The 23800-nt window shown below is 59.1% G+C and carries 23 protein-coding genes; 22 read left to right on the top strand and 1 reads right to left on the bottom strand.

Going from position 1 to position 23800, the window contains the following annotated elements; all coding sequences use genetic code 11:
• Positions 1-125 precede the first annotated feature (125 nt).
• The 21 genes from AC0L21_RS03245 (at position 126) to AC0L21_RS03145 (ending at position 22763) form a co-directional block, all read left to right on the top strand.
• Positions 126-866: a maleate cis-trans isomerase family protein gene (locus tag AC0L21_RS03245; protein ID WP_473258009.1), complete on the top strand. Its 741-nt coding sequence runs from the start codon at positions 126-128 to the stop codon at positions 864-866.
• An 11-nt stretch (positions 867-877) separates the two neighbouring features.
• Entirely contained in the window at positions 878-2287 is a 1410-nt protein-coding gene (gene hydA / locus AC0L21_RS03240) for a dihydropyrimidinase (RefSeq protein ID WP_473258007.1), read from the top strand.
• A 2589-nt stretch (positions 2288-4876) separates the two neighbouring features.
• Positions 4877-6193, top strand: coding sequence for a DUF3422 family protein (locus AC0L21_RS03235; RefSeq protein ID WP_473258005.1), 1317 nt, complete (start codon positions 4877-4879; stop codon positions 6191-6193).
• A gap of 415 nt (positions 6194-6608) precedes the next feature.
• The gene (locus AC0L21_RS03230) at positions 6609-8054 is read left to right on the top strand and encodes a sigma-54 dependent transcriptional regulator (RefSeq protein ID WP_473258003.1); all 1446 of its coding nucleotides are present in this window, start codon (positions 6609-6611) and stop codon (positions 8052-8054) included.
• Positions 8055-8790: 736 nt separating this feature from the next.
• Positions 8791-9753, top strand: coding sequence for an NADH-quinone oxidoreductase subunit B family protein (locus AC0L21_RS03225; protein WP_473258381.1), 963 nt, complete (start codon positions 8791-8793; stop codon positions 9751-9753).
• Positions 9754-9814: 61 nt separating this feature from the next.
• Positions 9815-11413 carry a nickel-dependent hydrogenase large subunit gene (locus tag AC0L21_RS03220; protein WP_007594382.1) on the top strand — a complete coding sequence of 533 codons (1599 nt, stop codon included), beginning with the start codon at positions 9815-9817 and terminating at the stop codon, positions 11411-11413.
• A 100-nt stretch (positions 11414-11513) separates the two neighbouring features.
• Complete coding sequence (locus AC0L21_RS03215; RefSeq protein ID WP_473258001.1) at positions 11514-11825, top strand: hypothetical protein; 312 nt, start codon at positions 11514-11516, stop codon at positions 11823-11825.
• Between the two features lie 47 nt (positions 11826-11872).
• Positions 11873-12181, top strand: coding sequence for a hypothetical protein (locus AC0L21_RS03210; protein WP_473257997.1), 309 nt, complete (start codon positions 11873-11875; stop codon positions 12179-12181).
• A 134-nt stretch (positions 12182-12315) separates the two neighbouring features.
• A complete protein-coding gene (locus AC0L21_RS03205) occupies positions 12316-12801 on the top strand; it encodes a hydrogenase maturation protease (RefSeq protein ID WP_473257993.1) in 486 nt (161 codons plus the stop codon).
• Positions 12798-13124, top strand: a complete 327-nt coding sequence (locus AC0L21_RS03200; RefSeq protein ID WP_473257988.1) for a hypothetical protein — start codon at positions 12798-12800, stop codon at positions 13122-13124. Before AC0L21_RS03205 ends, AC0L21_RS03200 begins: the two co-directional genes overlap by 4 nt.
• A gap of 69 nt (positions 13125-13193) precedes the next feature.
• Positions 13194-14261 (top strand): hypothetical protein, encoded by a 1068-nt coding sequence (locus tag AC0L21_RS03195; protein WP_473257986.1) that lies wholly within the window; start codon positions 13194-13196, stop codon positions 14259-14261.
• Positions 14258-14467 (top strand): hypothetical protein, encoded by a 210-nt coding sequence (locus tag AC0L21_RS03190; RefSeq protein ID WP_085395754.1) that lies wholly within the window; start codon positions 14258-14260, stop codon positions 14465-14467. The genes AC0L21_RS03195 and AC0L21_RS03190 overlap by 4 nt, the downstream gene beginning before the upstream one ends.
• A 13-nt stretch (positions 14468-14480) precedes the next feature.
• Entirely contained in the window at positions 14481-14705 is a 225-nt protein-coding gene (locus AC0L21_RS03185; RefSeq protein ID WP_473257981.1) for a hypothetical protein, read from the top strand.
• Between the two features lie 29 nt (positions 14706-14734).
• Entirely contained in the window at positions 14735-15604 is an 870-nt protein-coding gene (locus AC0L21_RS03180; protein WP_473257980.1) for a NifU family protein, read from the top strand.
• Positions 15605-15606: 2 nt separating this feature from the next.
• Positions 15607-16809, top strand: coding sequence for an NHL repeat-containing protein (locus AC0L21_RS03175; RefSeq protein ID WP_473257978.1), 1203 nt, complete (start codon positions 15607-15609; stop codon positions 16807-16809).
• A complete protein-coding gene (gene hypF / locus AC0L21_RS03170) occupies positions 16806-19265 on the top strand; it encodes a carbamoyltransferase HypF (protein WP_473257975.1) in 2460 nt (819 codons plus the stop codon). Before AC0L21_RS03175 ends, hypF begins: the two co-directional genes overlap by 4 nt.
• Positions 19235-19516 (top strand): HypC/HybG/HupF family hydrogenase formation chaperone, encoded by a 282-nt coding sequence (locus AC0L21_RS03165; RefSeq protein ID WP_473257972.1) that lies wholly within the window; start codon positions 19235-19237, stop codon positions 19514-19516. Before hypF ends, AC0L21_RS03165 begins: the two co-directional genes overlap by 31 nt.
• A gap of 13 nt (positions 19517-19529) precedes the next feature.
• Positions 19530-20222: a D-sedoheptulose-7-phosphate isomerase gene (locus AC0L21_RS03160; RefSeq protein WP_473257967.1), complete on the top strand. Its 693-nt coding sequence runs from the start codon at positions 19530-19532 to the stop codon at positions 20220-20222.
• Positions 20219-21349, top strand: a complete 1131-nt coding sequence (hypD, locus tag AC0L21_RS03155; protein ID WP_473257963.1) for a hydrogenase formation protein HypD — start codon at positions 20219-20221, stop codon at positions 21347-21349. Before AC0L21_RS03160 ends, hypD begins: the two co-directional genes overlap by 4 nt.
• Positions 21346-22413 carry a hydrogenase expression/formation protein HypE gene (hypE, locus tag AC0L21_RS03150; RefSeq protein ID WP_473257961.1) on the top strand — a complete coding sequence of 356 codons (1068 nt, stop codon included), beginning with the start codon at positions 21346-21348 and terminating at the stop codon, positions 22411-22413. Before hypD ends, hypE begins: the two co-directional genes overlap by 4 nt.
• Positions 22407-22763 carry a hydrogenase maturation nickel metallochaperone HypA/HybF gene (locus AC0L21_RS03145; protein ID WP_473257958.1) on the top strand — a complete coding sequence of 119 codons (357 nt, stop codon included), beginning with the start codon at positions 22407-22409 and terminating at the stop codon, positions 22761-22763. Before hypE ends, AC0L21_RS03145 begins: the two co-directional genes overlap by 7 nt.
• Positions 22764-22807: 44 nt before the next feature.
• Here the strand turns inward: AC0L21_RS03145 and AC0L21_RS03140 are convergent, their stop codons facing one another.
• Entirely contained in the window at positions 22808-23053 is a 246-nt protein-coding gene (locus AC0L21_RS03140; protein WP_473257955.1) for a hypothetical protein, read from the bottom strand.
• Positions 23054-23077: 24 nt separating this feature from the next.
• On the opposite strand from AC0L21_RS03140, the gene hypB reads away from it, so the two are divergent.
• On the top strand, positions 23078-23743 hold the full coding sequence (gene hypB, locus AC0L21_RS03135) for a hydrogenase nickel incorporation protein HypB (RefSeq protein ID WP_473257953.1): 666 nt from the start codon (positions 23078-23080) through the stop codon (positions 23741-23743).
• Positions 23744-23800: the final 57 nt, after the last annotated feature.

The raw sequence follows: 23800 nt of genomic DNA, 5'->3' as shown, positions 1-23800 counted from the left end.
ACACGTTCATATCGAATAAATTGTATGCAGCATGCAGATTGCGGGTTGCGTGGACGGATGCGGACGCGGATGATCTTTTGAGGAAGCGGAGGAGCGCTTTCGCCGCAACGGAGCGACTGCGATCGATGCCAATTGTACGCAAACGCCTCGGCATGATCACGCCGTCCTCTAATTCGGTGCTGGAGCCTGTCACCAGTGCCATGCTGGATGGCGTTGACGGCGTCACCGCGCACTTCTCGCGCTTTCGCGTCACCGAGATCGCACTCGACGCTGCCGCGCTGAACCAGTTCGACGCCTCGGTGATGCTGCCCGCGGCGAACCTGCTCGCCGATGCGAAGGTCGATGCCATCGCCTGGAACGGTACGTCCGCAAGCTGGCTCGGCATCGGTCGAGACCGGAGCCTTTGCGAGGCAATCACGTTGCGCACAGGCGTGCCCGCGACAACGTCAACGCTTGCCTGCATCGATGCCGCGCGTGCGCTCGGCGCCAAACATGTCGGCCTGGTCTCGCCCTATACCGATGACGTGCAGCGGCGGATCGGTGACGTCTGGGCAGAGGAGGGGATCGCCCCGCATGCGGAGCGGCACCTCGGACTGCGCGAAAATTTCTCCTTCGGCGAGGTCGCGCCCGCGACGATCGCGGACATGATCCGCGCAGTGGCGGCTGACGGCGCCGATGCTGTCGTCATCCTCTGCACCAACCTCGAAGGCGCCGCGCTGACGGCCTCGCTCGAACGGGAATTGAATGTCGCGGTGCTCGATTCGGTCGCGGTCACGCTGTGGCGAACCCTGGAGCTCGCGGGCGGCGACGCCGGGGCTCTTGCCGATTGGGGGCGGATCTTCCAGACATCGACGGTCATCAAGTGACGGAGACTCCTGTGACGCAGCTCGATCTCGCTATTCGCGGCGGCACCATCGTGACGGCCAGCGACGAGTTCCGCGCCGATATCGGCATTCGCGACGGCCGCATCGTCAGCATTGCGGATCATCTGGAGGGTGCTGCCCGCGAGATCGATGCGACCGGGCTGCTGGCCCTGCCAGGCGGGATCGACAGCCACGTCCACATCTCGCAGGCCTCCGGCCCCGACGTGGTGATGGCCGACGACTTCGCCTCAGCGACCCGTTCAGCAGCCGCCGGCGGCAACACCACGGTGCTGCCCTTTGCGCTGCAGGAGAAGGGGACCTCGCTGCGGGCGTGCGTCGAGAACTACCGCAAGCTCGCCGAAGGCGAGTGCTATATCGACACCGCGTTCCATCTCATCATCTCCGATCCGACCGCGGTCGTGCTCGGGCAGGAGCTGCCGGCGCTGGTCAAGGACGGCTACACCTCGTTCAAGGTATTCATGACCTATGACGACCTCGTGCTGAGCGACAAGCAGCTGCTCGAGGTCTTCGAGGTCGCGCGCCGCGAAGAAGCGCTGGTGATGGTCCATTGCGAGGGTTACGACGCCATCCGTTTTCTCACCTCAAAACTCGAGCGAGAGGGGCATATCGCCCCATATTTCCATGGCGTGTCGCGGCCGCAGGCCGTCGAGCGCGAAGCCACGCATCGCGCCATCAGTCATGCCGAGGTGATCGGCGTTCCCATCATGATCGTGCATGTCTCCGGCCGTGAGGCGATGGAGCAGGTGCGCTGGGCCCAGCAGCGCGGATTGCCTGTTCATGCCGAGACCTGCCCGCAATACATCACGCTGACGGCCGACGACATGAAGAGCCTGAACATGGACATGTCAGGCGCGAAATACGTCTGCTCGCCGCCACCGCGGGACGCGGAAAACCAGCAGGCGATCTGGGAAGGCATCACCACGGGTGTGTTCCAGACCTTCTCGTCCGATCACTGCCCGTTCCGCTACGACGATCCCAAGGGCAAGCTGACGCCGAACGGCCGCACCTCCTTCCGCTGGGTGCCCAACGGCATTCCTGGCGTCGAGACCCGGCTGCCGATCCTGTTCTCGGAAGGCGTGTCGAAGGGACGGATCAGCCTGCAAAAATTCGTCGAGCTGACCGCGACCAACCATGCACGCATCTACGGCCTCTATCCGCGCAAGGGCTCGATCGGCATCGGCTTCGATGCGGATATCGTGCTGTGGGACCCCAAATTGAAGAAACCGATTCGGCAGGCGGATCTGCATCACGGCTCGGACTACACGCCATGGGAAGGGTTCGACGTCACGGGATGGCCGGTAACGACGATCGCCCGTGGCCGGGTGGTGTACGAGCACGGCAGGATCGTGGGCGACAAAGGCGCCGGCGACGTTCTCAGCCGCGGCAGGTCGAGCCTGATCTGATCGGGCTGAACACGTTGCTGCGCAACTGTGCCGGCCGTGCGCGGCGGCGATGACCGTCTCAAGTCCACAGATCATGCCGGTCATATCAATCGTCACAGTCCTTGCGACGGCGGAAAGTCTCTGACACATAGCGGTTCTTGCGACGGACCTGGACGCACCAGTTCCACTCCCTAGGGCCCGACGTGTGCACCGAGAGCTCAAAACGGGTACAAACGTGTGCAATTTCGGCTAGGTTAGAATGCGCACGTTCCTATTGATGCGATAAGGTAAGTCGTTGAAATCGCATCACTATAGCTTTTCCGTGGCGCCCATGTGCACGGTGTGTGCACCGGGAGATCAAAGAAAATCCAGCAACAACCAATGCTAGCGGTGTTCTGAACGCTCATTGGCGTCAGCGGCGCGGATGTCTCCGAGAGGGTTTGAGTTCGCATGCCGGACCAGACCAATCGATGCCACGCTACGTGATGCCGTCATCACGCACCTGACCATCGCCCAACGTTTCGGTCATCTTTCGGCAACGTGCCGCCACGAGCGGCGCGATCCCATTTGAAAGCTCGATGAAGAACAAAAATACCTTGCTGGCTCATTCTCTCCATATTCCAGAACACTTAATCCGCAAATCGCTTGCAAATGACGTCACCGTATAATGCGCACCGTGAGAACAAATGGATAATCAACCTGGCGCATTTTCTAGTAACGCTCAGCCAAGCTGTCGGTTGAGCTTGTGAACTGCAGTTTCGCAATGTGCAGCCTGTCCCCACGCGTCAGAGTGCTTTATGGGCCTTGAATACCGATGTCGGTCGACGAGCTATCAGGAGCTTCCATCTTGAGCCACTAGCCAGGCGACAGGTGAGGATAGTCAGAGGCGATCCTCTTGAATACGAAACGGAAGGACTTAACGAGAGGATCGAAGAGCTTCTTTCAATGGTCGGAAGCAAAAATAGGTCCCTCTCTGCGGGCGACGTGGCGGAGAAGCTGGAGAGTCTCCTTCTCTTCGCTAATCTTTACCCCCAACCGGAAAACGCGACCTACCTCGTTCATGCGATCTCTGCAGGATTGGGAGATCGTCATGATCTGGGTATTCTCTTGCGGCGCTCCGAAGTGATGGAGGTCTTAGCTACGGCAACGCGCCCATTTACACTTGAAAGGAACGTATACTTCCCGGACGATTGGGCTCAGCATTTCCCTACGCAGAACCAGGCTGCCGATGGTCAACGCCGCAGACGACTGGGATGGCATTTCCTTCGCGGAATTAAAAAGGAAGTCCCCTGCGAATAAGGACGCTCCTTGACGGGTGGTCGCGATCCGGAGTCTGATCGCCTGCATGGGCGCCATCAGCACGACATCGACAAACTTGCGCGCATGGAGCGACTGTGTCGGGGGCTGGGGGAGGAGAGCAGGGTGTCCGCCGGGGCTGGCGCGCTGCGAGATGGCCGAAAACTACGGCCGTGAGGCTGCGAAACTCGCCGTGGATAGGACCGTAGATTGCTCGCGCGGAGCTCGAAAAAGTGGAGCAACTTCAAGAAGGTTGACCAGACACCCCTTCCGCCCACTGCTTGTCCACTCAAACCGTAGGCCAGATCTAGCGCGGCGCGCAAAGTCCAAGCCGTTCGCGGTCGAAGCGGCGGTAGCTCCACGATTTGAACGTACGGCGGGCAAGGGAGTGGACGAACGTTTCCTTTGATTGGCTCCAGTCGGATATCCATTGCTGGAGCTAGCTCAAACTTGCTGATGGATTGGACCGAGAGTTCAATTGTTTCAACCGGTTAAAAGCTGTCGTGTGCACGACGTATGCACCGGGAAAATCCTGTCACGGCCAACGTCAGCCGGCTTGTGGCCCATGTGCAGGCTCTGAATTTGCCGGGGCCGGCGCGGGTGAGTGCCCACTAGCAGTCCCAGTCATTCTAGGTGGAATGATCAAAAAATTGCGTGTGTGAGTGCCACTCTCTCCGCAGCCCTCACGCCACCGAAACACCGTGCGCAGACCCAATGGTACAGGTCGACCATTTGCGCGTCGTAGATTTGGATAGTGGGACGAGCAAATAGGACGGCTGCGCGATCAGAATGTCATCGTTTGCCGCTCAGTTCGCGCAACGCGCCCCGAGCGTATCGACGAAGGCGCGATCCCATCGCCCCTCAGGGACCGCGTCGATAGTGCCGTGTTCATTTTGCTCCTGCGCCAATGCTTTCTCGATGACCGTTGCGGCCAGGGACGGCAGAATGCGAGGAGGCCGTCCTAGTCGCCTACAATAATGTCGCCCGCGTTCACGGGCATATGGACCACGATGGGTGACGCCGCGCGCGTACACGGGAGAAGTGCGGCCACGGATTTCCGCGAATTGCGCCGTCGAGGACCATGCCGGCAAGCCCCCGACTATCATGGCAATGTCGACATAGTTCAGCCAGAACGGCGTCGGCTTGCGGCGAGTAACCTTGAACAGTCGTCCCTTTGTGAATTCGGATGTGGGGTGTGGGATCTGGGATGTGCGATGTTACAACGCAGCCGTGGTGAAGCCCATCCGTACGCTGGAGTTTGCGTACCGGTCGTTTGATGAAGTGTCCATCTTTTAAAGATCACGGGAATTGCAAATGAATGATGTCGTTTTGCTCGTTGATAATGAGGCGCGCAGTCTATCAACCCATGAATTGCGTTCGGCGGTCTTGGGCGAGTTGCATGCTCGTCCATTTACGCCAATCTCCATTCCCAGCCGAATCCTGCACTTCGCTTTCGATACCTCGGAAGGACGCGCGCGGATAGATCGTGCCAATCTCGCAGAGCTATGCACCAAACATGGGCCGGTGGTACCGTCGCTGGAGGAAAGGTACCATCGCATGCAACTCGGCACGACGGCTCTGCGATGGGAGCAGCATTCCGAGTTCACGACTTATACCTGGGAAATTCCATCAGATGTCGACGTCGAGCCATTCAGCCCAGGAGCGACGTCGCTCGCAGCTGTAATGGGGCTTGTTCCCCAGCCAGGCCCCTTGTTAGTTGCTCTCGATTTGCATCTGCTCCCTGAACAGCAAGATCGGCCAGCACCGCAGCTTCTGTTTGATCGCGCAAGTCTGGCAATGGCAGAGAACTCGGATGGGAAGGCCGTTTATGCCACCGATTTTCAGCCAGATTCCTGCGGATTTGTTCGCATTCTCGTTGTCGACCGAGGACTAGACCGAGAGCGCGCGGGAGCACTCGTTCAGCGCGTCATTGAGGTTGAGACCTATCGCACATTCGCCCTTCTTGGCTTGCCCGAAGCTCATCGGCTCGCGCCCACCGTAGGTCTTGTCGAAAAGCGGTTAGCTGAAGTAATGGACGAAATGCGCAGGGCGAACGACATTGCCAGCAACAGGCAGTTGTTGAATGAACTAACGGAGATGGCGGCGAAGGTCGAGGCAGGCGCAGCCGCCAGCGGTTTTCGCTTTGGAGCCAGTCGTGCTTATGAAGAGATAGTTGCGCAGCGGCTGCAGACGATTGGTGAGAGAAAGCTGAGTGGGTTTCCGACTTGGTCATCCTTCCTGGCGCGCCGAATGGCTCCTGCTATGCGCACTTGCATCACTCTCGATGCGCGGCAAGGCAATCTCTCGGTCAAACTTTCGCGCGCTGCAGACCTCCTGCGAACGCGTGTCGATGTTGAGCTCGAGCAACAGAACCAGGAACTCCTGCAATCAATGAACGCCCGGACTCGCCTGCAATTGCGTCTGCAGACAACGGTCGAGGGGTTATCCGTCGCGGCCATAACTTATTACGTCGTGGGGCTATTTGCATATGTTGTCAAAGCTGCTCATGACAGTGGACGGGTACCGATTGAGCCGAACTACATGATTGCGGGATTTGTTCCGCTTGCCGCAATCATGATTTGGTCCATCGTTCGGAGAATCCGCCGAAAGCACGTCAGCGACGAGCGATGACAACTCAGAAGCGCCTCCGACTATGCAGCAGCAGAACTCATTATACTTCATTGGCCGTATGGAAATCGGTGCGTACGACTATGTATGATTGCTGCGCGTGCGGTTCGACGCGCCGCCGATCGTGTGTGGTCAGTTGCGCGAGACAATGACGCCGCCACCTCTAAACGTTAGCGTCCCGGGCGGAGGGTCCTTCAGAAGCAGCCGCGCTTGAGTGAGGCTGTATGAGCTGGTTATCCGACGTTCAACATTCATCGCGGCCGTTGTCTGATCGCAATCCGTGAAGGCCGCACTCTCCGCCTTCAGCGGCAAGCAGTGTCGGCCAGCCTTTTTTAAGCACTCAAAGCCACCCGGAATGCCCATTGAAGGTTCCGCTCGCTGCTGCTAAGAAGGTTTTCAATTAGCCAAGAAGCATTGCATGGAAACGCAGGGAACAGTCCTCATCGTTGCCCGAGGCGGACCGCAATGGTCGGCGGCCGAGGTGGTTTTATCGGAAGAATATGGCTATCGCGTCCTGGTCGTCCGCTCGGCGGAAGAGGCGACGAGCGCGTTGTCGGACGCTCACGTAGATCTCGTTCTGGCAGAACACGGGTCAGGCGGAGAAGGTTTGACATTCCTCGTCGGCTTGCGTGTCAGCCATCCGGACATCGTTCGTGTCCTCGCGCTTGAGGCTAAAACGGAGCTGAGCCAACAAGCGATTTCGCCGGCGGCGATCTATCAATTTGTGCGAAAACCGTTGGATGCAAAGCAAATCGGCTTGGTTGTCGAGCGCGGGCTGGAGTCGCGGGAGCTTTCACGCCGGCATCGCATGCTGTCGCGAGAGTTCAAGATTCGAGGCGATACGGTAGGAGTTCATCAACGAAATGGCGCTTCGTTGCATGTCGAGAGCCAGCGTTTTGAAAAATTGGTCTATGTGAGCGAAAAGCTCAGCGAGCTGTGCGATCTTGCGAGGAAGGCGGCGCGAACAGAATTACCTATTCTGATCCAAGGAGAGACCGGCACAGGCAAGGAATTGTTGGCTCGCGCAATTCACTACAATTCGACACGTAAGACCAGTCCGTTGATGGTCCAGAACTGCGGCGGTATGTCCGATGAGCTGCTTCATTCGGAATTGTTTGGCCACAAGCGCGGTGCGTTTACGGGCGCCATCTCCGATCGTCTCGGTTTGTTTCGCGCCGGCGACGGCGGAACGGTCTTCCTGGACGAAATATCGGAAGTGTCGCCATCCTTTCAGGTGAGCCTGCTACGGTTTCTTCAGGAGGGCGAAGTCAAACCACTCGGTTCCGACAAAACGCAGACCTGCAACGTTCGCATCATCGCTGCGTCAAATCGGCCGTTGCAGGCGCTCGTTGCCGCGGGAAAATATCGGCAGGACCTCTATTTTCGTCTCAAGGGCTTCGAACTCGAGGTGCCCCCGCTTCGTGAACGCCCTGTCGATATTCCGGCCCTTGCGGAGTTTTTCGCAGCCAAACATGCCGATGCGATGGGCCGCAAAATTCTTGGCATTTCCGCTGGGACCCTTGAAAAGCTGGCAGCGTTCGAGTTTCCGGGAAACGTTCGCGAGCTCGAAAACGAAATCCGCAGAATGGTCTCCTTGGCGGAAGATGGTGAGTATTTGACAACAAAGTATATGTCGCCCTCCATTCTCGCAGCGCCACCACGTCCGCGATTAGCCGCAGCGCTTGCATTTGTGCCGCAGGGAACGACACTGAAGGATAAGGTCGAGAGCCTCGAAAAGCAGGTTCTGAACGAAGCGCTGAGCCGCCATCGGTGGAACCAAAGCCGGGCTGCGAACGAACTCGGTCTGTCGCGCGTTGGCTTAGCCAACAAGATCAAGCGATATGGTCTCGACGAAGCTAAGTGAAAGTTTGCGATGCCCGACAATAAGGATGCAAACGGCAGCGATCCCTTAGCGCGAATTGTGCGCTTCCCGCAATCGCGAGTAAACCCGGCAGGAAGCTCCGAACCTTTCAGGGAGCTTGGCACTAGTCAGCTTTCGAAAGCTCTTGGCTTGCCCGAGCGTCAGGCCACCGGCCATTGGTGCAGCCGGTGTCGCGGCATCTGGTATGGATACTTGCTGGAAGTGACATGCCCGGCATGTGGCAACCGTCACGGATAGCCGCAAGCCGCCGTGCGCTGAGCCTGCCGGTCTGATGGCGGTTCGCTGCGGTCAACGCGCGGAGCTCAATAGACAATTCACTACGCGGCACCTAGACGCCAGGATTTTAGAGAACATCCGGTGCGTTGAAAGCGTGCCAAGCGCGCGGCGAATTCTGAAGAGGCCAAAGGTGTGCGCAGCGAGCGCTCCGCGTTGGCCGCCTGCAATATGTTCTTCCTGGAGCGTCATTCCCTCGTGAGCACCTGCTCGTTGACGCGCATTATCGCGTTACGTCGGTCAGCGAATTTGAAAACTAACTTTGCATAGCTAACGTTCTTTGCAGCTAATGCACGAGAAGAAACACCTCGGCGTCTTGGGCGACTTCACACTAAGCATCTGTCTTTACAAGGTCTTTTCAGGGTCGCCCAATCCGGCACAGGTCTTGCTGTACTATTGTTCAAGCGCCGTATTGGTTGGCGATAGAACATAGTGGAGGAAATTGATGGCGAATCTTCTTTGGCTCCAAGGCGGCGCATGTTCGGGAAATACGATGTCGTTCCTCAATGCGGAGGAGCCGAGCGCCTGCGACCTGGTCACTGATTTTGGCATCAATGTTCTCTGGCACCCCTCGCTCGGCATGGAGCTCGGTGAGAATCTCAGAAAAATGCTGAATGCGCTTGTGTCTGGTGCCATGCCACTGGATATTTTCGTCTTCGAAGGCTCGGTGGTCAACGCACCGAACGGCACGGGCGAATGGAATCGGTTTGCGGGCCGTCCGATGAAGGATTGGGTCGCCGATCTTGCGAAAGTGGCGGGCTATACCGTCGCAATCGGCGACTGCGCGACTTGGGGCGGGATTCCTGCAACGGCACCGAACCCGTCGGAGAGCGAAGGGCTGCAATTCCTGAAGCGCAAGCACGGCGGATTTCTCGGGCCGTCCTATAAATCCAAGGCCGGGCTGCCCGTCATCAATGTCCCAGGCTGCCCCGCGCATCCCGATTGGATAACGCAAATCGTTGTTGCGGTCGCTACGGGACGCGGCGGCGACCTGACGCTAGACGAATTCCAGCGTCCGAAAACGTTTTTTACGAGTTTCACGCAAACGGGCTGCACCCGCAACATGCACTTCGCCTACAAGGTGTCCGCGACCGAATACGGGCAGCGCAAGGGTTGCCTGTTCTATGACCTTGGATGTCGCGGCCCGATGACGCACTCGCCTTGCAATCGTATCCTGTGGAATCGCCAGTCGTCGAAGACGCGAGCCGGCATGCCCTGCATGGGGTGCACGGAGCCGGAATTCCCATTCTTCGATTTGATGCCGGGCACGGTTTTCAAGACGCAAACGATGATGGGTGTTCCAAAGGACATGCCGCTCGGCGTCGACAAGGCCGGGTACATCAAGCTCACGGCAGCAGCCAAGGCGGCGTCTCCGGCCTGGGCCGAGGAAGACATCTTCGTCGTTTGAGCTGCGAGCTCACCCAACAACCGCGCAGACATTTCACCTTGTAAAATCAGGATGCATTCCTATGCCCTCAGCCGTTCAAACACTTGATATTTCTCCCGTCGGGCGCGTCGAAGGCGACCTTGATGTCCGCGTCAACATTCAGGATGGAGTCGTCGTCGACGCCTGGACCCAGGCCGAGTTGTTCCGCGGCTTCGAGGTGATCTTGCGTGACAAGGACCCCCAGGCAGGCCTTGTGGTCACACCTCGGGCCTGCGGAATTTGCGGTGCTTCGCATCTGACGTGCGCGGCCTGGGCGCTCGATACCGCGTGGCAAACGGAAGTGCCCCGCAATGCGATTCTGGCACGGAATCTCGGTCAGCTTGTCGAAAGCCTTCAGAGCCTGCCGCGTCATCACTACGGTCTGTTCATGATCGATTACACGCATAAGAACTACTCGAAATCGAAATACTACGAAGAAGCCGTCAAACGCTGGGCACCGTTCACCGGAAGCAATTACGAAATCGGCGTCACGATCTCTGGCAAGCCAGTGGAAATTTACGCGCTTTTGGGCGGCCAGTGGCCGCACTCAAGCTACATGGTCCCGGGCGGCGTGATGTGCGCACCGACCTTGACCGACGTCACGAGAGCGTGGTCGATCCTGGAATATTTCCGCCGTGACTGGATGGAGAAAATCTGGCTCGGATGTTCATTGGAGCGCTACGAAGAGATTAAATCCTATGACGACTTCATGGCCTGGCTCGACGAGAAGCCCGAGCACGCAAATTCCGACCTAGGAATGTTCTGGCGGATGAGCGTTGACTGTGGGATGGACAAGTTCGGGAAGGGCCACGAAAAGTTCGTCTCGTGGGGGTACTTGCCGCATGAAGACAAATATCAGAAGCCGACGATCGATGGGCGTAACGCTGCTTTGATTATGAAGAGCGGTGTTTATGACGGTAACGCCAACAGCTTTAAGCTGATGGATCAGAAGCACACGCGGGAAGATACGATGCGTTCCTGGTACGATGAGCCGGGTGGGGTGCATCCTTTCGATCGCAAGACGGTGCCTACGCAGAAGAACACAATCAATATGGACGGCCAATATTCCTGGTCGACGGCCGTGCGCCACGACGAATCAGGACGCCTGGAGGCTGGACCGCTGTCTCGTCAGCTGATCGCCGGCGGCACGCATGGGGAAGCCTGGCAGCACTTCGATCCACTGGTACTCGACATGTACAGGAAGTTGGGTGGGGCAAACGTCATGTTGCGGCACTTCGCCCGCATGCATGAAGGCGTTAAGCTTTATCGCCAGGCCGAACGCGCGTTGCGTGAATTTCGGCTCAACGACCCCTGGTATATCAAGCCCACCGAACGGGATGGACGCGGCTGGGGAGCTACAGAGGCCATTCGTGGCGCACTCTGCCACTGGATCGAGGTCAAGGATGGCAAGATCAAAAATTACCAGATCATTGCCCCGACGACCTGGAATGTTGGCCCAAGGTCGGCCGATGGCGTTCGCGGTCCGATGGAGCAGGCCTTGATCGGTTCTCCGATCAGGGACCCGCACGACCCAGTCGAGGTCGGTCACGTTTGCCGCTCGTACGATTCTTGTCTGGTTTGCACCGTCCACGCACATGACGCAAAGACAGGCGAGGAATTGGCGCGCTTCCGAACGGCCTGAGGTTCGCTCATCGGGCACGCTGTGGGTATCGGGACGCTGGTGCTTAAATTGCCGGTTGTAACGTCATATGCTGAATTTTTCGAGTGAAAGGCGGTCGCGCATGGCGTCTGACAAAGAGGTTGTGCTCAAGGCGATCGCCGAGATGCTCGAGAATGGGCTCAAAACGGAAGTTGAGCCTTTTCCCGAAACCGACAAGGAGTTTGGCGATATTTTGCTCCAGCTTCGCCGGCTGGATCCGAAGGATCTTGAAGGCAAGCTGGTGGTCGGAGGCTTTGTAAACCATCCGTACGGCCCGGATAACCAGCGATGCCTGGAGTGCATGTACTATCTGGTGCATCGAAGATGGTGCGACCTGCCGGAGCTTGCGGTCCCTGTCGAGCCAGAGTGGTGGTGCCGATTGTGGCGAATCTGATGTCTTGACTGACAGCCGCGAGAGCGAACCTCAGGAGAGATGACGCCGTGTGCGACGAAAAGATCCGGGACGAGATTCGCGCTCTTCTGGCGGGTGGCCTCAAAACGGAGGTACTGCCACGGGCCGATTCCCATGAAGACGTCCAGGCCATCGTTTCCCGGCTGAAAGCCGCAGGAAACGAGCTGAAGAGGAAGCTCGTGCTCGGCGGATTTACCCTCGAACCGGTCGAACACGAGGGTCTCGAGCAACTGTGTGAAACGTGCATGTATTACAAGGTCCACCGCCGCTATTGCGAGCTGCCTGAGCTGGATGTGCCCGTTGAGCCCCAATGGTCCTGCCGCCTTTGGCGCATTTAGGTGTCGATGCTGCGCCGGAAGGCGACCGATACCAGATCTATACGCCGCGTCGTTCCCGGCGCATCATGTCACGATGAGACATCGTCGCCTGGTGCGGGATCGCAGATGGTGACGAATAGCGTACCGGGCTCCCGATGATCGTGGTCATAGGATGTGGAAATCCAAATCGCCTCGATGACGGTGCAGGTCTTGAAGTCCTGCGCCTGCTGGAAGCGCGCGGTGTTGGAGCGGGCCCACAAAGCGTCCGCCTGCTGGCTGCAGGAACTGACGGCATGGCGACCATGTTTGCGGCGCGTGGGTGCCGGACGCTGATTGTTGTAGATGCGTGTCGCTCGGGCTCTTCGCCAGGGGCGGTTTTCGAAGTGCCAGGGAGCGAGCTGGAGCAGCGCTACGAGCCATCGCTTAACCTGCACGATTTCCGGTGGGATCACGCACTTTTCGCAGGCCGGAAGATCTTTCGCGACGACTTTCCCTCTGACGTCGTCGTGCTTTTGATTGAAGCGCAGACAGTCGAATTGGGAATCGGCCTCTCAGATGCCGCATCAGCCGCTGTCGCGAAAGTGACCGACCGCATTGCCACGCTCATCGATGCACGTCTTGGCCCAGAGGGATCGTCGTGACCGCCGTCTTTTTTGTCAGAATAGCGCGCGGGGCACTTTATCTGAGCCGCGAAACATACGACGGCTATTTTGCAGGGTTGGAGGCGGTCATCCTGTTACGCCGCGCGGATGACCTCTGGATCATGCCAGTCCGTCACGCCGCCGCCGGGGGCTATCTCCTCAAGCTTCGCAACAGCCGAGGAGACCGAGTGGTGCATGCGCCAGATTTCCTGCGCGAGCACGCCGTCGATGAATACGTCGCCTCGCAGCTGCCGGTCGCGTGGTCGCCGGAAGCTGGTGCGCTCATCGCCGCTGGCGCTTTCCTGCAAACTAAGTTTGCATAACGCATAATAGATAGACAGTTCGGATTTCGTGCTGCTAGAGTAGCTCTCGTACCAAGCGTGCAGCCAAAAATGCGCTGGTCGGAGGAAGCAGTGATTACAGGACTTCTCGGCGATGAAGTGCGTGCGGCCCTCGCGGCTGCTGATGACGCCGAGGCGAGCCCCTCCGAGCGGGCCGAGATGCTGATGGAGATTGCGATGGGTCTGCAGCGGCAGCCCAAATCGCCGGATCAGCTTCATGCTGCGGTTGTCCTCTATGACAAGGCGCTGGCGATTTGTCCTGGGGACATGCGGCTTCTATCTGCTCGCATTCTGGCGCGCAAAGGCACTGCGCTACAGGCCATACCGGAGGAAGGTACAGCGGCGCTTGAGCAGGCGCGCTCGGCCTTTGAGCAGGCAATCCGGACCATGACCGAGCTCGGCAGGCCTGAGGAGCTTGCCGAGGCAGAGATGAATTTCGGGCTAGTATTGCAGAATCTTGCAGGCGTGAACAAGGCCCGCATCACAGACGCCATTTCCGCTTATCAACGTGCGCTGCGGACTTTCACGCGATCTGAGTTTCCGCAGGAATTCGTGATCCTGCAGAACAACCTTGCCACGGCGTTTCTCTCGATCCCCATGACGGACGAACGCGGAAAAATGCGTGAAGCACTTGCAGTGCAGGCTTTCGAAGAAGGTCTCAAAGTCATCACGCTGATCGACAATCCAACTGAATATGCGATGCTGCAGAACAACCTCGGCAACGCCCTGCAATATGTGTCCTCGAGCCACACGATCGCAAACAACATACGCGCACTTGAAGCCTACGACGAAGCGCTGAAGGTGCGGACGCCCGAGACGACCCCGCTCGAATACGCGAACACTATTTGCAACAAAGCCAACTGTCTGTGGAATCTGCCCGACGATCCCTCCGATCCAGACGGTGGCAATCGATCCAACCTTTTACAAGCGCGCGCCTACTACGGCGAAGCGCGGGAGATCTTCATGGCGCATGGCGACTTGGAGAAGGGAAAGGTTGTTGCCGAAGCGATCGACCAGATTCAGCGCGAGTTGCTGGCATCGAATTCGGCCGATGGCCAGGTCGTGCGTTCTCATCCCAGCAATCGTCAACCGAACGAAACCGGAGCTTCCGATCTATGACCCTACCGTCTTCTCCAGAAATGTTGGTTGTTTCGTTTATCCTGGGCGTCGTTGCCTCGATTGGCGGCGGCGTCATCGGAGGCGTAGTCGTCGGCGGCAAGGTGTTGGGGAATGAACTGGCCGCGCTACTGGGGGGCTTCTATGGGCCCCTGGCCGGCGTTGCCGGGGCCTTTCTTGGGCTCGCCATCCTTACAATTGTCGGCTGAGGAGAACGATATCATGTGGGCAATGGCTCAGAATTCAATCCTTTTGTTCTTCCGCGGCAAGTTGTTTGCCGAACCGCGCAAAGCATTCCTCATGATTTTTGTAGGCGTGCTTGTGACTGCATCGTTGCTGGTCATGATCGCAAAGCTGGGTGCCCCGGTGTGGATGGCGGCGCCCGTCGCGGCGTTCGTCGGCGGTGGGTTGCAGCCCTATCTCTTTCGGAACCTCCGCTATCGGTGATGCTGCGGGAATCCGCATGTGAGAACGATATGAACGCCCACGATATGATCTCGACCACGCGCGACGATCTTGCCGGCTTGGTCGGCGACATCGAGCAACTGGAGGCCATATTTGCAACATGGGACGATACCCAGCGGGCGGCCGTCAGCGCCTACAAACTGGCCATCGAGGCGCTGGATGGAGAGGCGTTGCGCCGGTTGATCCGCGCGCTCAAGACTGATCCTGCCGCGCTTGCGGCGATGAAGAATGCGGTCGCCGACGAGGTCGTCTACGCGGTCTTGCGCCGGCATCAGATCGTCAAACCCAGTCTCAACGAACGAGTCGAAGCGGCGCTTGAGGGCGTCCGCCCCATGTTGGGTTCGCATGGCGGCAACGTGGAGCTCGTCCAGGTGAACCCACCCAAGGTGGAGGTGCGTTTCATTGGGGCGTGCGACGGCTGCCCCGCGTCCGCATTGACGTTCCACGCCGGCGTGAAGAAGGCAGTCGAGGAGGCATGTCCAGAAATTACAGAGATTGTACAGGTGAAAGGACTGGGCAGCTCCACGGACAACGGAGTTCGCTTTGTCAGTCCGTTCGCGCTTGACGCACAAGGGAACTGGCTCTCGGCTGGTCTTTTGGCCGACATTCCGGAAGGTGGGGTTCGCGCGATCACCATTGGGGGAGAGAAGCTATTGTTGTCGCGCGCGGGTGCGAGTGTCACTTGCTTCCAGAATGCTTGTGCCCATCTCGGCTTTCCGATGCACGACGGCGAGGTGGAAAGCGGCATTATCACCTGTCCGCATCATGGCTTTCAGTATGACCTTTCAAGCGGCGAATGCCTCACCGCTCCGGAGGTGGCGCTCCAATCCCATGCTGTTCGCGTTATAGGCGCTCGGGTCGAGGTCAGGATTTCGGTGTAGCCATGCAGGTTTCCTTTGCCCCGCACCGATTGCATCAGGCTCTTGCCAGGGCCGGAGATAACCATGTCGCGCGGCCGCTCTTGGCTCATGGCGGCGCGCGCGCTGTCCTTGGAGGCGAGGCGCTGCCGAATGGTCTGGCGCAATCGATCGTGCCAGGCCCGACAACCCTGTTCGGCCCGCGTGGGGCATGCCTTGCCGGCGCGCAAGGGCCGCTGTTTGTCTGTGACACAGGCCATCATCGGCTCATGATCTGGCGATCTTTGCCATTGGCCGATCAGGCACCGGCTGATCTGGTGATCGGTCAACCGGACTTTTCGCGGGAAGGGCGCAACGCCAAAGGCGACGTGGGACCGGCGACGCTCAACATCCCGACTGGAATCGCAGCGTCTAATGGCGTCCTAGCCGTAGCCGATGCATGGAACCACCGCATTCTGATCTGGCATAGCTACCCCGAAACATCCAACCAGCCCCCAGATGTGGTGCTTGGGCAGACAGATTTTTCCAGTGGGCTTGCCAATCGCGGCGCGAACGCGCCCCAAGCGGACACATTGAACTGGTGTTACGGGGTGGCGATCGTGGACGGGAAATTGATCGTCTGCGACACGGGCAATCGCCGTGTACTGGTTTGGGATCGTATTCCAATCTCGAACGGCACGCCGGCCGATCTGGTCTTGGGGCAGCTCGACTTTGTGACCCGCGATGACAATGCTGGGCAGGCCGGCGGCGCGGTCGGCATGCGCTGGCCCCACGGCATTACGGCCTGCAACGGAATGCTATTCGTGTCTGACGCTGGCAATAATCGCGTAATGGCATGGAGAACGTTTCCGCGTTCTATCGGACAGCCCTGCGATTTCGTGCTCGGCCAGTGCGATTTCGCAAACCTTGATCACAACCGCGCCTCCTATTACCCGACATCCAGCGCGATGAACATGCCGTACGGACTCACCGTGCAAGGCGGAATGCTGATCGTGACCGATACCGCCAATTCGCGGTTGCTTGGATTCGAACTAGACGGGCTATCAATGGATTCTCCTGCCATAGCGCTTGCTGGGCAGCCCATGTTCTCGGCCAAAGGAGACAATAGGTGGCGTTCTGCCACGCGCGATAGCCTGTGCTGGCCCTACGCTGCTTCGGCCAGCGATGATCTGCTGGTCGTGGCTGACGCTGGCAATAATCGCGTGCTCCTCTGGGAGACGGTTTCGTGACCGATCGTAGCAGCATCGCGCAACCGGACGCTAATGTCGGAGCGGAGATTCGAGTGCGCGGCCGCGTGCAAGGAGTTGGCTTTCGGCCGGCGGTCTGGCGTTTCGCGCGTGAGCTTGGTTTGTCAGGCGACGTTCGAAATGACGCGGACGGCGTGCTGATCCGCCTTTACGGCAGCGAGCGCACCATAGCTGCGCTCATCGCCCGCATCCACACTGACTCGCCACCACTGGCCCGTATCGATGCAGTCGAGACAAGGCCCGCTCGTGGCGGTCTGCCAGGGCAATTCGTCATCGCCGGGAGCCTTACCGGTGGCGCAAACACCCAAGTTGCACCTGATGCCGCGATTTGCGCCGAATGTGCCGAGGAGATCACCAGCCCGTTCGGCCGCCGCTATCGCTATCCGTTCACCAACTGCACCAATTGCGGACCACGGCTCGGCATCGTCAGCGCTATCCCCTATGACCGCGCCAGTACCACGATGGCGCCATTTGTGATGTGCGCAGACTGCCGGCTCGAGTACGAAGACCCCGCCGATCGCCGCTTCCATGCCGAAGCAATCGCCTGTCATGCCTGCGGGCCGAAGGCGAGGTTGGTTCGTTTCGACGGCCGGGCGTTTAGCTTCGACCAGTTCTCGATGATGGATGATGTTGATGCCGCGTGTGGCCTGATAAAGAATGGCGAGATTGTCGCGATCAAGGGTCTCGGAGGCTATCAGTTGGCCTGCGATGCCACGAACGCCGCCGCCGTAGCAAGGCTGCGCCGAACGAAGCATCGTGACGCCAAGCCGTTCGCCCTAATGGCCCGTGATCTCGACGTGATTCGTCGCTATTGCAGCGTGAGCGCCCAGGAAGAAGCATTGTTGGCGGCGCCCTCAGGGCCGATCGTGCTGCTCGAGGCCAATGGCCCGGAAAGACTGCCGGACTCAATTGCGCCGGCTCTTGCAACGCTGGGGTTCATGCTGCCGACGACCCCGATGCATCTTCTCATGTTGCGTAGGATGGCCCGGCCGGTGGTGATGACCAGCGGCAACCTCTCGGACGAGCCGCAGGTTGTGTTAGACGAGGAAGCGCGCGAACGGCTTGGCGGGATCGCCTCCTATGCGCTGATCCACGGTCGTGAAATCGCGAACCGAATTGACGATTCTGTCGTGCGCGTCGTCGGCGGCCGCGTGAGGCTGCTGCGCCGAGCCCGCGGCTACGCACCGGAGTGGATAGTCCTGCCCAGGGGATTCGAGGCAGCGCCAGATGTGCTGGCGATGGGCGGCGAGTTGAAATCGACTTTCTGCCTCCTCAAGGATGGTGCCGCTATCCTGTCGCAGCATCAGGGCGATCTGGAGCATGCGAGATGTTTCGATGATTACCGGAAGAATCTCGCGCTCTATGCTCGCTTGTTCGATCACGCACCGGCCGCTCTGGCCGTCGACTTGCATCCCGAATATCTGTCCTCGAAGTTCGCCCATGAGCGGGCCGTCGCCAATCGGCTGCCGCTTGTTGAAGTTCAGCACCACCACGCCCATGTCGCGAGCTGCCTTGCCGAAAACAATTATCCGTTGGATGCCCCTGCGGTGCTCGGTATCGTGCTCGACGGTTTGGGTTGGGGGGGCGACGGTACGCTTTGGGGCGGCGAATTCTTGCTCGCCGATTACCGGGGCTATCAACGGCTTGGCACGTTCAAGCCGGTCGCGATGATCGGTGGGGCTACTGCAGCTCGCGAGCCCTGGCGAAACCTGTACGCGCACCTGATGGCCGAGATGAAGTGGCCTGAATTCTCGATGAATTTCGACCAGCTCTCACTACATGGCTATTTGTCAGGCAAGCCGCGCGGCACCCTCGATGCCATGATCAAGAAGGGCATCAACGCGCTGCCGGCGTCGTCATGTGGTCGGCTGTTCGACGCCGTTGCCGCGGCGCTGGATGTCTGCCGTGAGCGGCAGGCTTACGAGGGTGAGGCCGCGGCGCGACTGGAAGCCCTTGTCGATCCTGATACGATGCTGAATGAGGGGGATGAGCTCGGCTATCCCCTGACAATTCCGAACTTGCCCGGGTCAGGACTGCCTTATATCGAGCCGCGAGCCATGTGGGCCGCAGTGCTCGGTGATCTCATCCTGAACACGCCGGCGCCAGTCATGGCCGCACGCTTCCATAAGGGCTTGGCGATATCGATAGTCGCTATGACGAGAAAGCTCGCCGGCGGTGAGGACGATGCGACGCAGCCGCGTTTCTCGACGGTCGCCTTGTCGGGCGGCTGCTTCCAGAACAGGGTTCTATTCCAGGAAGTCAGCCGTCGCCTTGAACAGGCGAAGTTTTCGGTGCTCTCGCATGCTCAGGTTCCCGCCAACGACGGTGGACTTGCACTGGGGCAAGCGGCCATCGCTGCCGCGCATCTGATCGATAAACAAAGGCCGTCAACAGAAGGAAGCAGGTCATGTGTCTCGGCATTCCCGGACGCATCGTGAAGATCGACGATGTGACCACGCGCCTCGCAACGGTCGACGTTGGTGGCGTCAAGCGACAAATCAACATCGCCTGCATCGTGAACGACGACCATCCGGTCGAGTCGTGCGTCGGCGACTGGGTGCTGGTTCACGTCGGTTTCGCGATGAGTCGGATCAACGAGGAAGAGGCGGCCCAGACCTTGAAAATACTGATCGAACTCGGCGAAGCCCAGGCCGAGATTGAGGCAATGAAGCTGTCGGCGGCCCAGTAAGGAGGGTCTCACCATGTCCAACGAGAGCGATCTCACGGCACTTTACCCGTTTTTGCACGGACAACCTCAGTCACCGGCGCGGTTAGACGCGGCGCTCCTGCATTCGGTCAATGAGAAAGCTCGCGACTCCCGCGAGACCAACTCCCGCTTCTTCGACGAGCAGGGGCCGGTTCTGGTTGCCGCCGCCAAGGCTCTAGCCCACGTCTACCGGCGGGGCGGCCGGCTGTTCTCGATGGGCAATGGCGGGTCAAGCTGCGATGCTTCCCATGTGGCCGTGGAATTTGTTCATCCCATCACTGCAGGGCGGCCGGCGCTCGCCGCGACCAATCTCGTTGCGGACCTCGCAATGATCTCCGCCGTTGGCAACGATCTCGGCTTCGAGCACGTCTTTGTCCGTCAGCTGTTGGCGCAGGGAAAAGCCGGTGACGCGTTGGTTGGCATTTCCACCAGCGGCAATTCTACCAATCTGATGGCCGCGTTCGCCAAAGCCAGGGAGATTGGCATCGTCACGATCGGCCTTGCGGGCGGCGACGGCGGCAAGATGAAATCGTCAGGTCTGGTCGACTTCTGCCTAGTGGTGCCAACGACATCCATCCACCGCGTCCAGGAATGTCACGTGGCGGCCTATCATATCTTGTGGGATCTCGTGCACACGCTACTGGCGGACGACCGCGGATCAGCCACCACGAAAGGGGCGGCAGCATGAAATATGTCGATGAATTTCGCGATTCTGAAAAGGCTGGCTTCCTGGTCCGGGAAATCGAAGCGCTGGTCTCAACCATGACGCTGCCGCCCGACAGGCCAATTTATATCATGGAGGTCTGTGGCGGTCACACGCATTCAATCTTCCGCTACGGCCTCGAGGGCATGTTGCCCAAGGAGATCGAACTGATCCATGGACCGGGCTGCCCGGTTTGCGTGTTGCCTATGGGACGCGTGAATGATTGCGTGTCGATTGCAGAGAACCCTGGCGTCATCTTTGCAACTTTCGGCGACGCCATGCGGGTTCCGGGTTCGAAGAAGAGCCTGCTGCAGGCGAAGGCCGATGGTGCCGACGTTCGGATGGTCTATTCGCCGATGGATGCGCTGGCGCTTGCCCGCAAGAACAGGGATCGCGAGGTCGTTTTCTTCGGGCTCGGGTTCGAGACCACGATGCCATCGACGGCGTTGACCGTCCTGCAGGCAGAAGCCGAGGAAATTACCAACTTCTCGGTGTTCTGCAATCACATCACCATTGTTCCCACAATCAAGGCCATCCTGGACAGCCCGGGCCTCCAGCTCGATGGCTTCCTTGGACCCGGTCACGTCTCAATGGTGATCGGCACAACTCCCTACGAATTCATCGCCAATTTCTACCGAAAGCCGATGGTGGTGGCCGGTTTTGAGCCGCTCGATATCCTTCAGTCCATCTGGATGGTGTTGAAGCAGATCAAGGATGGCCGCAGCGAGGTTGAAAATCAGTATGCCCGCATCGTTCCGAATGGCGGAAATGCAGCCGCGCTGCAAGCGGTCTCACGCGTCTACGAACTGCGTGAGTTCTTCGAATGGCGCGGGCTTGGCTCCATCGACCACTCCGGTGTTAAGCTACGCGAAAAGTATGCTGGCTACGACGCTGAGCGAAAGTTCGCCATCCCCAACTTAAAGATCGCCGATCCGAAGTCGTGCCAGTGCGGCGAGGTGCTCAAGGGCGTTATCAAGCCGTGGCAGTGCAAGGTATTCGGCTCGGCGTGTACGCCGGAGATGCCGCTCGGGTCGTTGATGGTTTCGTCCGAGGGCGCCTGTGCAGCCTATTACCAATATGGCGGCCAGAAGAGCTACAAGGAGGCAGTATGAACGTCGCGCCGTTCATTCACGCTCGGAAGCTCGGCAAAGTCAGTGTCGATAAGGTCACGCTTGCCCACGGTGGTGGAGGCAAGGCAATGAAGGATCTGATCGACGACGTGTTCGTCGCGGCTTTCGACAATCGTTCGCTCGCGCCCCTAGAAGACCAGGCTCGGTTCAGCCTGGCCGAACTGGCTGGCTATGGAGACCGGCTCGCTTTCACGACGGACTCCTTTGTAGTTGATCCGTTATTCTTCCCCGGCGGCGATATTGGAGAACTTGCGGTTTGCGGAACGGTCAACGACCTCGCGGTCGGGGGAGCGAAGCCGCTATATTTATCGTGTGCAGTGATCATCGAGGAGGGGACGAGCATCGAGCTCTTGCGCCAAGTTGCGCGCTCGATGGCAATGACCGCCCAAGCAGCCGGCGTTGTCATCTCCACCGGCGACACCAAGGTGGTGCAACGTGGCGCGTGCGACAAGCTGTTCATCACCACCACGGGGATCGGCGTGATCCGCAGAAACCTCGAACTCGAAGTCGGCAACGCCAGGCCAGGCGATGTGGTGATGGTCAATGGTTTGCTCGGTGACCACGGCGCAGCGATTTTGTGCGCGCGCGGGGACATGGCGCTTGATTCGACGATCGAAAGCGATTGCGCCTGCCTTCATGGCCTGATCGAAAGACTTTTAGAGGCGGCACCCGAAGTTAGATTCATGCGCGATGCGACGCGCGGTGGATTGGCGACAGTACTCAACGAGATCGCCGAAGCCTCCCAGGTTGCGATTGAGATCGACGAACGCGCCACTCCTATTCGCGAGGAGGTGAAGGCCTTTTGCGAAATACTTGGCCTTGATCCGCTTTATCTCGCAAATGAGGGGAAGATTGTGGTGATCACGCCTCCCGAACAGGCCGATGCCGCACTCTCAGCCATGCGGGCTCACCCGCTGGGCGCGGGGGCCGCAGTCGTCGGCAGGGTCAAACGGGGAGAGCCAGGGCGTGTCACCATGCGCACCGTGTTTGGCGGACAGCGGATCGTCGACATGTTGGTGGGCGAGCAATTGCCGCGGATTTGCTGAGGCTGCTCATGCACGAACTAGGTATTACTCGCAACGTTATCGCGATCGTTGGCGACGCCGCCAAGGGCCGTCGGGTTCGCCGCGTCAATCTTGATGTTGGCGAATTGTCCGGCGTGATGCCGGACGCGATCGCCTTCTGCTTCGAGACGGTTGCCCGGGGGACGATGCTGGAAGGCGCAACGCTGGAGATCAGGAGGATCGAGGGACGCGCCCGCTGCGATTCTTGTGGACTGGAGTTCGTCACCCGGACTCTGTTCAGCGCGTGTAGCTGCGGTTCGCGTCGGCTGACGCGATTGCAGGGCGAAGAATTGAACATCAAGAGCATGGAACTGGAAGAGGAGGTCGCTTGATGTGTGGTCATTGCGGATGCGGAGACAAGCGAGGCGCCACAGTCCTAAATCTTCAGACCGGGAAGGAAATCGATATGAGCGGCCATTCCCATCACGATGATCATAGCCATGAGCATGCGCAGCACCTGAAACATGAACATTTGCTGGGCGATGGTGTCATGCATAGTCACGATCACCACCACCCCCATGACGGTCTCCACGACCATCATCATCTCCACGATCATGTTCACGCCGATGGCACACGTCATAGCCATAGTCATGCAGCCCACGATGATCACAGCGTGGAGCATCGACACGATCACGCTGGGGGCAGCGTGATCGAGCTGGAGACACGGATCCTCGCAAGGAATGATGCGCTGGCGGCCAAAAACCGGGCATGGTTTGCGGGTCGCGAAATCCTCGCGCTCAATCTGGTCAGCTCGCCGGGTTCGGGCAAAACGACGCTGCTGGAGCACACGATTCGCGACCTGTCTGCCGAGCTAAAGATCTACGTGGTCGAGGGCGATCAAGCGACCGCCAATGACGGTGAGCGAATTCGGGCCGCAGGAGCACCGGCGGTGCAAGTCAACACCGGCACGGGGTGCCATCTCGAGGCCGACATGGTTGCCCGCGGGTTGCGCGAGCTGCAACCCGGGGCGGGATCAGTGGTGATGATCGAGAATGTCGGCAATCTGGTGTGTCCTTCGATGTTCGACCTCGGAGAGCGCGCGAAGGTTGTGATCCTCTCGGTGACCGAGGGCGAAGACAAGCCGCTGAAATATCCCCACATGTTCCGTGCTGCAGAGATCATGATTTTGAATAAACTCGATCTGCTGCCGCATGTCGACTTTGATGTCTCGCGGGCGGTGACTAATGCGCGGACTGTTAACCCGGACATCGCGGTGTTTCAGCTTTCAGCGCGAACCGGCGAGGGACTTGCCGATTGGTACGACTGGTTGCGCCGTGAATTGAGCAAGGCAGGCGAGGCTGTGTTCGCCTAGAGCATTGATTGCGCCGACTAGGTCCTCGCTTCAATGTTCTGCTCTGACGCTTCTCTA

The sequence above is a fragment of the Bradyrhizobium sp. WSM4873 genome (assembly GCF_055811355.1).
The sequence above is the reverse complement of the archived record's forward strand: the minus strand, read 5'-3'. Positions and strand labels throughout refer to the sequence as shown.

Coding starts and splice junctions, on each gene's coding strand:
- AC0L21_RS03245 (WP_473258009.1), top strand. CDS start 126: ATGCCAATTGTACGCAAACGCCTCGGCATGATCACGCCGTCCTCTAAT.
- AC0L21_RS03235 (WP_473258005.1), top strand. CDS start 4,877: ATGAATGATGTCGTTTTGCTCGTTGATAATGAGGCGCGCAGTCTATCA.
- AC0L21_RS03230 (WP_473258003.1), top strand. CDS start 6,609: ATGGAAACGCAGGGAACAGTCCTCATCGTTGCCCGAGGCGGACCGCAA.
- AC0L21_RS03225 (WP_473258381.1), top strand. CDS start 8,791: ATGGCGAATCTTCTTTGGCTCCAAGGCGGCGCATGTTCGGGAAATACG.
- AC0L21_RS03220 (WP_007594382.1), top strand. CDS start 9,815: ATGCCCTCAGCCGTTCAAACACTTGATATTTCTCCCGTCGGGCGCGTC.
- AC0L21_RS03215 (WP_473258001.1), top strand. CDS start 11,514: ATGGCGTCTGACAAAGAGGTTGTGCTCAAGGCGATCGCCGAGATGCTC.
- AC0L21_RS03205 (WP_473257993.1), top strand. CDS start 12,316: ATGATCGTGGTCATAGGATGTGGAAATCCAAATCGCCTCGATGACGGT.
- AC0L21_RS03195 (WP_473257986.1), top strand. CDS start 13,194: ATGCGCTGGTCGGAGGAAGCAGTGATTACAGGACTTCTCGGCGATGAA.
- AC0L21_RS03190 (WP_085395754.1), top strand. CDS start 14,258: ATGACCCTACCGTCTTCTCCAGAAATGTTGGTTGTTTCGTTTATCCTG.
- AC0L21_RS03185 (WP_473257981.1), top strand. CDS start 14,481: ATGTGGGCAATGGCTCAGAATTCAATCCTTTTGTTCTTCCGCGGCAAG.
- AC0L21_RS03180 (WP_473257980.1), top strand. CDS start 14,735: ATGAACGCCCACGATATGATCTCGACCACGCGCGACGATCTTGCCGGC.
- AC0L21_RS03175 (WP_473257978.1), top strand. CDS start 15,607: ATGCAGGTTTCCTTTGCCCCGCACCGATTGCATCAGGCTCTTGCCAGG.
- AC0L21_RS03165 (WP_473257972.1), top strand. CDS start 19,235: ATGTGTCTCGGCATTCCCGGACGCATCGTGAAGATCGACGATGTGACC.
- AC0L21_RS03160 (WP_473257967.1), top strand. CDS start 19,530: ATGTCCAACGAGAGCGATCTCACGGCACTTTACCCGTTTTTGCACGGA.
- hypD (WP_473257963.1), top strand. CDS start 20,219: ATGAAATATGTCGATGAATTTCGCGATTCTGAAAAGGCTGGCTTCCTG.
- hypE (WP_473257961.1), top strand. CDS start 21,346: ATGAACGTCGCGCCGTTCATTCACGCTCGGAAGCTCGGCAAAGTCAGT.
- AC0L21_RS03140 (WP_473257955.1), bottom strand. CDS start 23,053: ATGCTCCACGCTGTGATCATCGTGGGCTGCATGACTATGGCTATGACG.